The sequence below is a fragment of the Mesorhizobium sp. M0048 genome (assembly GCF_040323405.1).
Classification (GTDB): domain Bacteria; phylum Pseudomonadota; class Alphaproteobacteria; order Rhizobiales; family Rhizobiaceae; genus Mesorhizobium.
Map to the genome: position 1 here is coordinate 34,869 of NZ_JAMYUV010000020.1, position 13,475 is coordinate 48,343.

Consider the following 13,475-nt stretch of genomic DNA (forward strand, 5'->3'; position numbering starts at 1 on the left):
CCCCCACTCCTCTCAGCCCACGTAGCCTCTGCGTGATCATATCCGCCCGAGAAGAGGTGTGCGATGAAAGTCATAGTAACCGGTCATCAAGGCTATATCGGCTCGGTGATGGTGACGATGCTGCTCCGTGCTGGGCATTCGGTAACAGGCTACGATAGCGACCTGTACCGGCGCTGCACCTTTGCTTGGGGAGGAGAGCAGGCTTCCGTCCCGTCCATCCAAAAGGACGTCAGGGACGTGCAAGCGCGCGACCTCGAAGGATTCGACGCCGTCATTCACCTGGCGGCTCTTTCCAACGACCCGCTGTCCGACTTCGATCCAGACATCACCTACGAGATCAATCACAAGGGTAGCGTCCGCTTCGCGAAGGCGGCCAAGGAGGCGGGCGTGTCGCGCTTCCTCTTCGCGTCATCGTGCAGCAATTACGGACAGGCGGGCGACGGAATGGTCGACGAAACGGGCGAGCTCAAGCCGGTTACGCCCTACGGCTGGTCCAAGGTGCTTTCCGAACGGGATATTTCCGAACTGGCCGACAGCAGCTTCTCTCCGACCTATTTCCGGCCCGCCACGGCCTACGGGCTGTCGCCCCGGCTCCGCTTCGACATTGTGCTGAACAATCTTGTCGCCTGGGCCGTTACCAGAGGGGTGATCCTCCTGAAATCCGACGGGACACCGTGGCGGCCGATCGTCCACATCGAGGACATTTCCAGGGCGTTTATTGCCGGACTGGAAGCACCGCGCGAGATCATTCACAACGAAGCCTTCAATGTGGGTCGGACGGATCACAATTACAGGATCCGCGATATAGCCAAGATCGTCGCCGAGGTCGTGCCGGGCTGCCGACTCGAATTCGCGTCCGATGCTGGACCCGACAAACGATCCTATCGCGTCAGCTTCGACAAAATTGCGCGTACCCTGCCTGCCTTCAAACCGCAATGGGATGCGCGTAAGGGTGCCGAGCAGCTTTACCAAGCTTACCGCAAGTCGAATGTTACTCTCGAGGAATTCGAGGGGCCCCGCTTCCAGCGCATCGGCCATATCCGGTACCTTTTGGCCAACGGACTTTTAGTCGGGCGCATGCGGGTCGCTGAACGTTCGACAACGCTGGATGTCGCAGCCGAGTAATGGGAATGGAACACCTGAACCCCTACGGACTCGGGCCGCCGCCGTCTTCTTTCGGCGTTGGCCAGGAAATCTATGCCTTGGTCGAACGTCTCTTTCCGATCTGCAGGAGCATCACCGGAGATGGGGTGCGACAAACGCTGGATATCCTATCGGGACACGTTGATTTGGAAAGGCACGAAGTGCCCACCGGGACGCAGGTGCTCGACTGGACTGTTCCGAGGGAGTGGAACATCCGCTCGGCGAGCATCACAGGCCCGGACGGGAAAACGGTCGTGGATTTCGCCGACTCCAACTTGCACGTCGTCAACTACAGCGTACCCTTCAAGGGAGTCCTGCCGCTCGACGAACTGCGGCCGCACATCCATACGCTGCCTGAACAGCCAGAGGTGATCCCATACCGCACCTGCTATTACGCCCCGGCATGGGGCTTCTGCGTGGCCTACGAATGTGTCGCCAAGATGCCCGACGGCCTCTATCGGGTGGAGATCGATGCTGAACTCAAGGACGGCAGTCTCACTTACGGCGAATACCTGCACTGCGGGCAGACGGAGCGGGAATTCTTTCTTTCGGCACACATCTGCCACCCGTCACTGGCCAACGACAACTGTTCAGGCCTGGCCCTGCTGGCAACCCTTGCTAGAAGCCTGAAGGCAAGGAAAACAAGATACAGCTACCGCTTCCTGTTCGCTCCGGGTACGATCGGCTCCATTGCATGGCTGTCGCTCAACGAGGACCGGACACATCTGATCGACCACGGTTTGGTGCTGTCATGCGTTGGCGATGCCGCTAGCCCGGCATACAAGCGCAGTCGTCAAGGCGACGCCTTCATCGACCGTGCCATGGCCCATGTGCTCGGGCAGGAAGCAGGGGCAAAGTTGATGGATTTCTCCCCTTACGGCTATGACGAGAGGCAATATTGTTCGCCGGGCTTCAATCTTCCAGTCGGCATGTTTCAGCGAAGCGTCCACGGCACCTTCCCCGAATACCACACGTCGGCCGACAATCTCGACTTCATCGGCCCGGAGCACCTGGAAGACTCCTTCCGGATTCTGACGGATGTGATCGACATCGTCGAAGGGGACTGGACGCCTTCGAACCTTTTTCCCAAGGGCGAACCACAGCTCGGCAGACGCGGCCTCTACGCAGCCCTGGGAGGGCAGAAGTCTTCGGGAGCAACCTCGATGTCCCTGCTTTGGGTGCTCAATCTCGCCGACGGACAGCATTCGCTTCTTTCGATGGCGGAGTGCTCGGGTCTGCCATTCAGGGAATTGGCCGCCGCCGCGAGATTACTGTCAGATCACGGTCTCCTGGCCGAGGGGCCCGCATGAGCGCTGTTGAACCTTTCGCTTCCAGTCTTTCGGTTCATTAGGGGACCGGCTTCTTGACCAGCGGCCACGTCCTGTCCTTCTCCGACATCGCGGTCGGCATCAAAGGCCAGTTTATCGAAATGGCGGGGTCGCTGTAGCGGACGCCTTTCGATGCGTGGGGTGTATAGAACTGCGATATGAGATACGAGACCTCGGCGTCCTTCGTCAGGGTCTGGAGCCCGTGGGCGAACCCGGCAGGGATGTAGACCTGTTTCATGTTTTCGGGCGTCAACTCGAAGCTCAGCCAGCTGTGCCGCGTCGGCGAGTTCAGGCGCAAGTCCACGACGACATCAAAAATCGCGCCGCGGACACAGGAGACAAGCTTTACCTCGGCATACGGATCCTCTTGATAATGCAGCCCCCGGAGGGTTCCCTTTTCGACCGAATGAGCGCGGCTGTGCTGGACAAAGCGCGTCACCAGCCCGCAATCAGCCATTTCTTTTTCGCAGAACAGGCGGGTGAAGGAACCGCGGTCGTCAATCACCGGCGTCGGCTCGATCAGCCAGACACCCTTCAGCTCCGTTTCGGTAAACTGCATGTCAACCTTAGCCCCAGTTGCCGGGTAAGGGCCGGCAGTCCAATTGTTGGCATCGCCCGCTCGGGCTGGAAGAGCTACCTAAGTCTTAGGTGGCTTCTCCGATAGCGGTATGCCGGGCCGGTCGCTTACCCGATCGAGGGTCTTGGCGGCTTCACTGCCCCTACGGTTTGCCTATTAGGATTAAGGCAACCCAACGGATTGGCAAATCGAACCCGCGCGCGCACCGTCCTAAGCTGCCGCTGCCATAAAAGAAGCACCTCCTGCGGAGTGCGGCGGCAAAGGTTCTTGGTCAGGCCAATGCGTCTCCGTCTTTTCAAACCGGCGGGACAGGAGCACGGAATGAACATTCAGGCTGTCGAAATCGTTCGCGACCATAACGGGGCACGCCGGACTGCCAGCTGCAGACTTTGCGGATCGCGCCTGTGCCACACACTAGTTGATCTAGGCATGTCGCCTCCTTGCGAGGGCTTCCTGCGGCCGGACCAGCTCGACCAGATGGAACTCTATTACCCGCTCAAAGTACTGGTCTGCGACAGCTGCTACCTGGTGCAACTCAAGGAGTACATGAGCCCCGAGACCATCTTCAGCGAATATGCCTACTTCTCTTCTTTCTCGACAAGTTGGGTAGCCCACTCGAAAGCCTATTGCGAGGCGATCACGAAGCGGCTTGGGCTTGGAACTCACAGCTTTGCGGTGGAACTGGCAAGCAACGACGGTTACCTGCTGCAGCACTTCCTGCCGCTCGGCGTTCCCGTGCTTGGCGTCGAGCCGGCGGCCAACGTTGCGCGCGCTGCGGTCGAGAAGGGCGTGCCTACCCGAGTCGACTTTTTTGGAGCGCGGCTGGCAAATGAAATGGCGGCCGAAGGGCTTCACGCCGATCTCATCATTGGCAACAACGTCCTGGCGCAGGTGCCGAACCTCAACGACTTCGTCGCGGGAATGAAAATCCTTCTCAAACCAGAGGGCGTAATCACTCTCGAGTTCCCGCACATCGAGCGGCTGATGGCCGAGAACCAGTTCGATACCATCTACCACGAGCATTTTTCATATTTCTCGCTGCTGACGATCGATCTGATGGCGGCCCGCCACCGGTTGCGGCTCATTGATGTCGAGGAACTGCCCACCCATGGCGGCTCGCTGCGTGTTTATCTCGCCAACGAGGGCAGCAGCTGGGCCGTGGATCACAATGTCGGCGAACTCCTCGACCGTGAAAAGAGGCACGGGCTGACTGTAATGACGACCTACACCTCCTTCGGCTACAAGGCGCAGCGCGCGAAGCGAGATCTCCTAGCGTTCCTGATTTCGGCTAAAAACGAAGGCAAGAGGATCTGCGGGTACGGCGCGCCTGGCAAGGGCAACACGCTGCTCAACTACTGCGCTATCGGCACCGACTTCCTCGATTTCACGGTGGACCGCAATCCATATAAGCACGGCCGCTTCACGCCGGGCATGCACATCCCAATCAAGCCCATCGACGCGATCGACCAGGCCAAGCCAGATTACATCCTAATCCTTCCGTGGAACCTGAAGGACGAGATCGTCCAGCAGATGCACCATGTCGCCGCTTGGGGCGCGAAATTCGTGGTGCCAATTCCTTTCGTGACAGTGATCGATTCATCGGAGTTACCAAGATGAAAGTCATCCTTTTCTGCGGAGGCCGCGGGACCCGGATCCGGGACTATTCCGAAAGCATACCGAAGCCGATGATTCCGCTCGGCCAGCAGCCGATCCTGCGCCACGTCATGCAGTGGTACAGCGATTACGGACACGACGAATTCGTCTTGTGCCTGGGCTACAAGGCAACCGTCATTAAGGATTTCTTTCTGAACACCCGGCCACAGACCTTTTCCGATTGCGTGGTCACCCATGGTGGCCAAGACGTGAAGCTGCTTGGCGACATCGTCAAGGACTGGAGCATTACCCTGCTCGACACGGGCATCTGGCGCAACATCGGAGAGCGCCTCTGGGCCGCGCGGGATCACGTCAGGAACGAGAGGATGTTCCTGGCCAACTACTCCGACGGCCTGACCGATGTCGACCTCGACGATATGATCGCGAAGTTCGAGGCCAGCGGCAAGATCGGCTGCTTCCTTGCCGTGCACGCGCCGCTGACATACCACTTGGCCGACATCGCGGAAGACGGCCGCGTGCGCGAGTTCCGCACGACGGAAACGTCGGAGATCTGGATCAATGGCGGCTACTTCGTATTCCGCCCCGAAATCTTCGACTACATACGCGACGGCGAGGAACTCGTTCTCGAACCCTTCGGACGACTCATCGCTGACAACAAGCTGATGGCGTACAAGCACGAAGGGTTCTGGCGTTCGATGGACACGCTGCGCGATTGGCAATCACTTGAAGACATGGTCGAAAAGGGCGACATGCCCTGGAATATGAAGGTCACCGCCGAGAAAAACAGGCGCAATGTGCTGCTGGCCGTATCATGAGGGGGCTTGGCCTCGCACGTCGCGGGGAGGAACTCTCGATCCTCTGCCTTGGTGCCCATTCCGACGACATCGAAATCGGTGCGGGAGGCACGATACTCGGCCTGATCGCGTCGGGCGTCAAACTAGACGTCCGCTGGTGCGTGCTGAGCGCAGGCGGTCGACGGGTCGCGGAAGCCAGGGCTTCGGCCGAAGCGTTCCTCGAAGGATCGAGCTCGTCCACGGTCGACGTTGCGGATTTCGAAGACAGCTACTTCCCTGCCCATAGCCGATCGATCAAGCAGTGGCTGACGGATGTAAGATCACGGGTTGATCCCGACGTGGTGTTAACCCACGCTAGGTTCGACGCCCATCAGGACCACCGGGAGGTTAACCAACTGACCTGGAACGTCTTCCGCGATCATCTAGTGCTCGAGTACGAGATCCCGAAATGGGATGGCGACCTTTGCCAGCCCAATGCCTACGTGCCGCTCACGGCCGACGTGCTGAAGCGCAAGATCGAGCTCCTCTACGAACATTTCGGGACGCAGCGCTCCAAGGACTGGTTCGACCGCGAGACATTCGCCGGGCTTGCGAGGTTGCGCGGAATGGAATGCCGAGCACCAGAGCATTTCGCCGAGGCCTTCACGCTCCGGAAGATCAAAATTCTTTAGCAGTTGGCCCATATTCTCCTGTGAATAAGGGTGGATCAACGAATTGATCGAGTGAAACAGCTTGTATTCACCGCCTGAGTTGAAGAAAAAGAATACATACATTAAATATAACGAATTTTTACTACCATTTTGAATTTGAGGGGTTCACATCAAAATGGGCAAAGCAAAAATAGCTTCTGGATTGTCGTTCAGCGAAGTCCGGATCGGAACGGTCGAGGGCGGAGAAGCCGGAGTTCTGGTGTGGAAACGCGACCAACTGGTGGCGGTCCTTACCCAGATCGACGAGGAAGTCTACTCCACGAAAGGCAAATGGTTTCTCGAGACGGGGTTCGGGCTGCTGAGCGGGCAGCACAAGAATTTCGACACGATCGAGGAGGCCATACGATGGGTTGGCAGACACACCTATCCCGAGCCTGCTTAGACTGCAGATTGAGCGGCCGATTCCGCGGCAGCAATTAACCCGACTTACGCTCAACTGGGCAAACTGACGATCGTGCCGAAGACCCATGACGGAGGCCCTTCGACTTCCGGGACCCAAGGCAGGCAGCATTATGCCTGGGTCACTCTTGAGCCAGAGTTCCTTCCGCGAGGAGATCGTTGACCTTGTAGGCGACTTCCGTGCGGTTGGTCGCCTTCAGCTTCTTCATGATATTTCGGATGTGGACCTTCACGGTGCTTTCGCGCAGATTCAGTTCGTAGGCGATGATCTTGTTCGCCTTGCCGCGCCGAAGCGCCTGGGCAACCTCGGCCTGCCTGAGCGTGAACATGCCTGTCAAAGGCTGCGTGTCGCGACTGCCCGAATCTATCAGGTGCCGCATGGAAAGGACACTGCTCGCTGGCACGAAGATGCCGCCCGCTGCCGCAAGGTTGATAGCCTCGACACAGACGTCGATACCGACTGAGGTCGGAATGTAGCCGCGTGCGCCGCATTCGAGAGCGGTCAGTATCTGTGCAAGCTCTTCGGTGTCGGCCAGGATGACCACAGGAACTGATTTGAACTCGGACGAAATATGACTGATCTCGTCTGCGATGCCATGATCGGTGACCTTCCGGCCGCCAAGGTTGAAGAGTATGGCTGCAAGGGGAAGGGCCGAACCCTTCTTCACGCGCCATTCGCCGATCGAACCCATGGCGACGACCTGCATGCCGAGATCGTGGTCCACGAGAGCCGATGCGAGACACTCGCGGTCTAAGGCTCTTCCGTCCAGGATGAGGAGACATTCCCTGCCTGCTTGCCCGCGGACGCTTTCCGTTCCGTCGGAAGGAACTCCTGACCGATTGGCCGAAGTGTAGTTATGCAGTTCTGCTGTGGAATCCATATCAATACCCACTCTTTCCCGAACAAGCCGCCTTGCGGCGGCCGATATAGTATCCTCATTCCCTAGCATTGAAGGTTTGATACCACGCCTTGTGAAAGGTCGAGGCTCGATTACCCCACTAAACCCTTTTGCAGTTCTCCGCCCTCAGCGAGACCAGCTTGGGAAGTGTAAGGTTTATTATTAAGCAGTCTCTAACATAGGTTGTCTTTTCATAATTTTCAGACAATCCCATGCCGAGCTGGACTGCAATCTGGCTGAAGACGCAGGCATGGACCGCCGCAGGCACTAGCGATCGACGTTCGACTGCCTGCTGGCGATGGCCAAGCGGCCCAACGCTTTAGCTCGAGAACGCTTGGTCTACCCGTACTATGTGGGCACTTGCAGATATTTCGGCAGCGCGCCGGTCCTCGCGACAGACCGTGTTGCCGTCGCGGCTGCCGCCGTCGAGACATACGCTCCCTGCCAGGTATGCGGCGCACGACCAGTTGTCCGCAAACGTCGTGTCTCCCAGCGGAAAATTTACTGATGGCCGATGCGCTGCCGCTCGAACAGAGATACCCGTTACCTGAGATACTCTTTATCGAATCCGGCTGTTTCAACCAGCTTCTTGCGGTTGATCACCTCTACATGGCCTGACTTGAAAGAGACGAGATCGGCCTTGCGAAGTTCCCTTAATGTTCGGTTGACGTGAACGGTGGTCATTCCAAGAATGTCGGCCAGTTCATTTTGGGTAAGGGGACAATCATATCTTCCATGGGCCGACAGCCCAACCATGGAGAGCCTCTCCTCCAACTCGAGCAGGAAATGGGCCGTGCGCCTCATCGCGTTCCGCCGCCCGGTATTCATAAGATGTTCGGCAAGGATGGCGTTCAGGCGGGCCAGGGAGTAGGCGATCTTCTTGCCGAGGCGGCCGTCCGACAAGATCGCCTCTACCAGTTCCTTACTGGAAATTTCATAAACGGCTAGTTCGGTTATGGCCGCCAGTGACGCTAGACGGGGTCCGTCCGCACCACGGAAACCGACAATGTCCCCCCTAAGAGGAGTGTCGATGATCTGCCGTTCTCCGTCCAGTAATCCCTGGTAAAGGATGGCCCAACCCGATTTTACGATGAATATCTCGCTGTTGTCGTCATCCTGGCGGCATATCACCGAATGGGGTTTGTAGATTTTTGCGGTAACACCGAGAAAATCGTCGTTCCCCCACTCGTTCTTTGACAATGTCCCCCCTATGGGATGAGAGCTTATGAACTGCAATAATGTTTGCATGGAGTATCACGAGGTTGCTTCTATTTCCCATCACCTTCCATGTAATCTCCATTATCTCCCGGATAATTTCGACAGAACGACCTCTTACCCTAGGGGCAGGCTGGCCCACTGTCCTCGTCTGTTTGAATGAGGTAAACTGTTGCAAGGGCGGTTAAGCCTCCGAGTATCCACCGTAAGGAGGAGTGCCTGCCGCGTCCTGCAGTTGCGGGATCTTAGGCTACGCCCTTTGGCTCTCTTGCCCGGAATACCCACCTGCCGAAAGATGAGCCGTCGGACAGCGTCCTGCGTGCGCACACCAGGGCCAAACCAAGCGGGAGGGCCGATCAACAATGCAGGTCTCTTTACCGGGCTTGCTGGTGTGCGCGGCTATTTTGGTCGTTGCCTACTATTCCAGGGGAATGCTGATCATAGGCCTGATAGCTTCCCAGGCGTTCGGCGCGACGGCCCTCATGACCCTGACCTTTTTAGGTGGATCATCTCCACTGATCTACACCATGTTTGCGGCCCTGCTCGTCATGGCGGTTACTGCAAGGCGTCGCATCTGGTTCGACCTTGGCAGCGTATTCGGAAGCATCCGCCCTGTTTGGGTTCTCACGAGCCTCATAGCGTACGCAATCATCGGAGCATGGCTGTTTCCAAGATTCTTCGCAGGACAGACCGCCGTCTTCGTACAGTCGAAAACCCGCGGCGCCGTCGTCGAAGCTTCTCTCGCGCCGGTTTCGGGCAACGTTTCCCAGACGGGCTACTTCATTCTTGGCGGGCTCACCGCCATCGCGCTTTGTGCGCTGCTGCTGCACTCCAACAGGATCGATCAGGTCCGCCGCGGCTTCTTTCTGTGGTGCGGTCTGCACACAGGCATGGGGCTGGTCGATTTCATTGGCAAGAACGCTGGGGCGGGAGATTTGCTCTCCCCGATCAGAACCGCGAACTACGCCCTTATAACGGAGGCGGTCGAGGCAGGATTCGTTCGGATCACGGGACCTTTTTCGGAGGCCTCTTCCTTCGCTGGCGTTTCCCTCGCCTGCTTGGCATTCTGCTACACGTACTGGAGAAAGACTAAATCACGCCTTGCCCAGTGGCTGGCAGGCGTCCTGCTCTTCCTGACCATTCTGTCGACATCATCGACCGCCTACGCTGGTCTGATTCTCCTGTGCATTCCGGTCGCCTTCTCGACGTTGCTTTCGGTCCTCAGGGGGAAGGTTCAGCGCGAGGAGATACTGATAACCGCGCTAATGGCCACAGGCGTGGTGGCCATAATAGGCATCAGCCTCTACAATGCCGAGCTCCTAGAACCGTTCGTCAAGCTAATAAACGCCACCATTATCAACAAGGCGGATTCTGCCTCCGGCGAGGAGCGCACCTACTGGAACATCAAGAGCCTGCAATCCTTCCTGGACACCAGTGGCCTTGGCGTCGGTTTCGGCAGTTCGAGGGCATCGAGCTGGCCGATCGCAGTTCTGTCCCAGCTTGGCGTCTTCGGATCGCTCCTGATGACCATCATGCTCGGTGTCGTCGTCCGCGGAATGGGCCGGGTACGCAAATGGGTGGACCCGGAGACCGATGCAGTCGTGACGAGCGTCAGAAACGCTTCCCTCGCCAGCATAGTTGCCGGCTCAGTGTCAGGTGGCGGCGCCGATCCAGGCATTCTCTTCTTCACCGCATTTGCCGTCGTTGCCGCCACGAGGACGCATGCTCGGCGCACCATGGCAGCAAAACGATCAAACTGGCTACTGATCAAGCATAGCGATCAACAAGCTCGCGACGGTGATGGCGAAGCGGTCTTGGCGGAGGCCTCCGGCCGAACTGTGGCGACGATCGGCGCCGGAAAGCGTGCAGGCACAAAACCTTTTGCGATGAGCGGCTTCGCAGCAGGCAGTGGCGGCGTCGTGTGGGACAGTAACCCGGGCGCCCCCAGGGACAAGCGTGCTACCAAAAAAGCAAAGCCGTCCCAGCCCCACCGGAAAGCTGCCTCGCGCACTGCCGAGGCAAGAATGCCGGAGTTCATCGCCCCTCAAATGTGCGAGACCCTGTCCCGACCCCCTGGTGGGCGCGATTGGGTCCACGAGATTAAGCTCGACGGCTATCGAATCCAGCTGCGTGTTCAAGCCGGCGCCGTCACGCTGAAGACGCGCAAAGGCCTGGATTGGACCTATAAGTTTGCGGCAATTGCAAAAGAGGCGTCAAGCCTTCCCGATGTCATCATCGATGGCGAGATCGTGGCGCATGGCGAAAACGGAGCGCCGGATTTTTCCGCCCTACAGGCCGCTTTGTCGCTGAGGAGAACCAATGACCTTGTCTTCTTTGCCTTTGACATGTTGTTCGATGACGCTGGCGAGTTGCGGCAAATGCCGCTCTCCGCCCGGAAGGAGCGCCTGAAACAGATGCTAAGCAATGTTCATCATGGGGAGGGCAGTCAGCTCGTCCGTTATGTGGAACACTTCGCAAATAGCGGTCATGCGGCCCTGCGAGTTGCGGGCATCATCTCGAAGAAGATCGATGCGGTGTACGTGTCGGGCAGAAGCGATGGCTGGGCGAAATCAAAATGTCGGTCTGGCCATGAAGTGATTATCGGGGGGTGGTCATCCACCAACGGCAAGTTTCGGTCGTTGTTGGTTGGCGTCAATCGCGGTGACCATTTCGCCTACATTGGCCGGGTAGGAACGGGCTACAGTAAGACGAAGGTCAAGCAGCTTCTCCCACGTCTAAAGGCTGCCAAGGATAAGACGTCGCCCTTCACCGGCAATGGAGCCCCAAAAGAAGATCCGGCCGTATTTTGGACCAGACCGGAACTTGTAGCAGAAATCGAAATGGCGGGCTGGACACGCGGTGGCAATGTTAGGCAGGCTGCGTTCAAAGGTTTGCGCGACGACAAGTCAGCAAAAGACCTGGGAGCCGAGCGCCCCGCCTACGCCGGAACATCGAGGCGCCGAACCCTTAAAAAAGGCAAGTAGTTAAGCCGGCTGGCCGGCACAGGGCTCATGCATAGGAGACGTGCCTCATGGAAGATACCTGATTTGTTGGTTTGGATATTCACAAACAGCGGATTTCGATTGCGGTGGCGGAGAGTGGACGCTCCGGATCTCATGCGATCCGGGTTCTGATGAACGGCTTTTCCGTGGCTCTGTTTGGGCGCTCCAACTTGAGAGCGTAGTCATTGCCTCTATACTAAGGCCGCTACCAACACTTAGGCCTGCCTCAATCCGACGCCGGGAGTCCCCTGCGAGTTGAGGGAAGCGACTATTCAATTGCGAAGCATCGGGTGGCCGCAGGCGGACCGCGCCGGCAAGGGATGATCCAGGAGCTCTTGCCTTCTGTTGTCAGATCGGCTTCCTATTAGTTTGGCGGGACGTCACCTTTCGGCTCGGACAACTTTACGAGTCGGGCAGACATCGTTTGATGCTGTAAGTCACCGAGTTCGCCACCGCATCCGAGTAGCTGCGAAGCCGGCTGGGCTGACCACCACTTGCCTTTGTCGTGGTTGCAAAGGCAGCCAATTGGGCATTCGTTCCCTAGCGATCGTGCACGAGACGATCTCGCTGGTCAAAGTGGTAGGCGGAAAAAGGTTCCGAAACGCTAATCACTTGCGGTTGCAGTAGTATGGCCTGCTCGTGGAACGCAAAGCCTGCCCCGATTTCGTCCCGCGATGCGGATGCGACAATTAGAGATCAAGCCAAACGTCGCCTTGTGGGCAGCTGCAGCACGCCAGGACGTAGCCTGCCGATTTGTCCTCCAAGGTCAGCCCGCCTAGGTCATCCATGACGACTTCGCCGGACAGCTTGGCGATCCGGCACGTACCGCAAACTCCCTGCTGGCAGGCGGTCGGGACGTAGACGCCACATTGGCGCGCCGCTTCGAGCAAGGTCTCTCCAGGCGCGCAGTGATGCGCAATGCCGGAGCGGGCGAAGCGGACCGAAGACGAAATCTCTGAAGCCAGTACCGAACGCGAATTGTTGCCGCCTCCGAAGCTCTCCTCATGATACTGTGAAGGGGCGAGGCCGATCCCATCCAGGCAGCCGCGTGCCGCCTTCATGTAGGATTCCGGCCCACAGGCAAAGACGGTGCGGCTGTGGAGATCGGGAACCAGATTGAGAAGCATCTGACTGTTAATGCGTCCAGTTGGACCCGTCCAGGCTGGGTCTTCCCGACTGCAAATGCAAGTCACTTGAACATTGGGAAAGCGAGCGGCAAGTGCGTCCAGTTCTAGCCGAAAGATGATGTCGTCCGGCGTTCTCGCACTATGAATGAAGCGGATATCCTGGTCGGCTGCGCGGTCGGTAAGTGCCCGCAGCATAGACATGACGGGCGTTATCCCGCTGCCACCCGAAAGGAAAAGGGACTTTCCGTGCGGCAGATCGTCGAGATTGAACGAGCCGAGCGGCCCTTCGATCTCGATCCCATCGCCCGGCTTCAAATTGTCATGCAGCCAATTCGAAACGAGCCCGCCCGGCGTCCGTTTCACGGTGATCTGAAGGTCGAGCGGTCGCGTCGGCGGTGACGAAACGGAGTAGGAGCGCGTCACTGCGGCACCGTCGATCGTAAGGTGCACCAAAACATACTGGCCAGCGCTGAAGCAGAACATCCGATCTGAAGCGGGTGTGAGAACGAATGTTTTCACATCGTGCGTTTCGTCGATCACGCGCCGGCAGAGCACAAGTTGCGGCGTGCTCTGGGCCCACTGCCGATGACGCTTCGTCGGGACGAAGCCGGAGGGCCCAAAGGCCGCGTGTGCATTCATCATTCAACTCGGGTTTGAAGTCGAGCCA

At 58.1% G+C, this 13,475-nt stretch carries 11 protein-coding genes; 7 read left to right on the plus strand and 4 right to left on the minus strand.

The annotated features are described in order from the left end of the window. Positions 1-63: 63 nt before the first annotated feature. Entirely contained in the window at positions 64-1,125 is a 1,062-nt protein-coding gene (locus tag NKJ84_RS18040) for an NAD-dependent epimerase/dehydratase family protein (RefSeq protein ID WP_352507549.1), read from the plus strand. A gap of 5 nt (positions 1,126-1,130) precedes the next feature. Beyond that, positions 1,131-2,453: a DUF4910 domain-containing protein gene (locus tag NKJ84_RS18045; RefSeq protein WP_352507551.1), complete on the plus strand. Its 1,323-nt coding sequence runs from the start codon at positions 1,131-1,133 to the stop codon at positions 2,451-2,453. Between the two features lie 37 nt (positions 2,454-2,490). Here NKJ84_RS18045 and rfbC read toward each other — a convergent pair whose 3' ends face one another. Then, positions 2,491-3,030, minus strand: a complete 540-nt coding sequence (rfbC, locus tag NKJ84_RS18050; RefSeq protein ID WP_352507552.1) for a dTDP-4-dehydrorhamnose 3,5-epimerase — start codon at positions 3,028-3,030, stop codon at positions 2,491-2,493. Between the two features lie 339 nt (positions 3,031-3,369). Between rfbC and NKJ84_RS18055 the strand changes: the two genes are divergently transcribed. The 4 genes from NKJ84_RS18055 to NKJ84_RS18070 all read left to right on the plus strand — a co-directional run bounded on the left by NKJ84_RS18055 (position 3,370) and on the right by NKJ84_RS18070 (position 6,548). After that, positions 3,370-4,665: a methyltransferase domain-containing protein gene (locus NKJ84_RS18055; RefSeq protein WP_352507590.1), complete on the plus strand. Its 1,296-nt coding sequence runs from the start codon at positions 3,370-3,372 to the stop codon at positions 4,663-4,665. Then, the gene (locus NKJ84_RS18060; protein WP_352507553.1) at positions 4,662-5,477 is read left to right on the plus strand and encodes a sugar phosphate nucleotidyltransferase; all 816 of its coding nucleotides are present in this window, start codon (positions 4,662-4,664) and stop codon (positions 5,475-5,477) included. The genes NKJ84_RS18055 and NKJ84_RS18060 overlap by 4 nt, the downstream gene beginning before the upstream one ends. Beyond that, positions 5,474-6,127 carry a PIG-L deacetylase family protein gene (locus NKJ84_RS18065; RefSeq protein WP_352507554.1) on the plus strand — a complete coding sequence of 218 codons (654 nt, stop codon included), beginning with the start codon at positions 5,474-5,476 and terminating at the stop codon, positions 6,125-6,127. The genes NKJ84_RS18060 and NKJ84_RS18065 overlap by 4 nt, the downstream gene beginning before the upstream one ends. Positions 6,128-6,281: 154 nt before the next feature. Further along, positions 6,282-6,548, plus strand: a complete 267-nt coding sequence (locus tag NKJ84_RS18070) for a hypothetical protein (protein ID WP_352507555.1) — start codon at positions 6,282-6,284, stop codon at positions 6,546-6,548. 139 nt (positions 6,549-6,687) lie between these two features. On the opposite strand, the gene NKJ84_RS18075 is transcribed toward NKJ84_RS18070, so the two are convergent. Together NKJ84_RS18075 and NKJ84_RS18080 are read right to left on the minus strand one after the other, a co-directional pair. Next, complete coding sequence (locus NKJ84_RS18075; protein ID WP_352507591.1) at positions 6,688-7,446, minus strand: LuxR C-terminal-related transcriptional regulator; 759 nt, start codon at positions 7,444-7,446, stop codon at positions 6,688-6,690. Positions 7,447-8,007: 561 nt separating this feature from the next. Beyond that, entirely contained in the window at positions 8,008-8,664 is a 657-nt protein-coding gene (locus NKJ84_RS18080) for a Crp/Fnr family transcriptional regulator (RefSeq protein ID WP_352507556.1), read from the minus strand. A gap of 377 nt (positions 8,665-9,041) precedes the next feature. On the opposite strand from NKJ84_RS18080, the gene ligD reads away from it, so the two are divergent. Continuing rightward, positions 9,042-11,663: a non-homologous end-joining DNA ligase gene (gene ligD, locus NKJ84_RS18085; protein WP_352507557.1), complete on the plus strand. Its 2,622-nt coding sequence runs from the start codon at positions 9,042-9,044 to the stop codon at positions 11,661-11,663. 707 nt (positions 11,664-12,370) lie between these two features. Here ligD and NKJ84_RS18090 read toward each other — a convergent pair. Further along, the gene (locus tag NKJ84_RS18090) at positions 12,371-13,450 is read right to left on the minus strand and encodes an FAD-binding oxidoreductase (RefSeq protein WP_352507558.1); all 1,080 of its coding nucleotides are present in this window, start codon (positions 13,448-13,450) and stop codon (positions 12,371-12,373) included. Positions 13,451-13,475 lie beyond the last annotated feature (25 nt).

What these genes read in the sequence shown, in the direction of transcription:
- NKJ84_RS18040 (WP_352507549.1), top strand. Translation starts at nt 64, where the DNA reads ATGAAAGTCATAGTAACCGGTCATCAAGGCTATATCGGCTCGGTGATG.
- NKJ84_RS18045 (WP_352507551.1), top strand. Translation starts at nt 1,131, where the DNA reads ATGGAACACCTGAACCCCTACGGACTCGGGCCGCCGCCGTCTTCTTTC.
- rfbC (WP_352507552.1), bottom strand. Translation starts at nt 3,030, where the DNA reads ATGCAGTTTACCGAAACGGAGCTGAAGGGTGTCTGGCTGATCGAGCCG.
- NKJ84_RS18055 (WP_352507590.1), top strand. Translation starts at nt 3,370, where the DNA reads ATGAACATTCAGGCTGTCGAAATCGTTCGCGACCATAACGGGGCACGC.
- NKJ84_RS18060 (WP_352507553.1), top strand. Translation starts at nt 4,662, where the DNA reads ATGAAAGTCATCCTTTTCTGCGGAGGCCGCGGGACCCGGATCCGGGAC.
- NKJ84_RS18065 (WP_352507554.1), top strand. Translation starts at nt 5,474, where the DNA reads ATGAGGGGGCTTGGCCTCGCACGTCGCGGGGAGGAACTCTCGATCCTC.
- NKJ84_RS18070 (WP_352507555.1), top strand. Translation starts at nt 6,282, where the DNA reads ATGGGCAAAGCAAAAATAGCTTCTGGATTGTCGTTCAGCGAAGTCCGG.
- NKJ84_RS18075 (WP_352507591.1), bottom strand. Translation starts at nt 7,446, where the DNA reads ATGGATTCCACAGCAGAACTGCATAACTACACTTCGGCCAATCGGTCA.
- ligD (WP_352507557.1), top strand. Translation starts at nt 9,042, where the DNA reads ATGCAGGTCTCTTTACCGGGCTTGCTGGTGTGCGCGGCTATTTTGGTC.
- NKJ84_RS18090 (WP_352507558.1), bottom strand. Translation starts at nt 13,450, where the DNA reads ATGATGAATGCACACGCGGCCTTTGGGCCCTCCGGCTTCGTCCCGACG.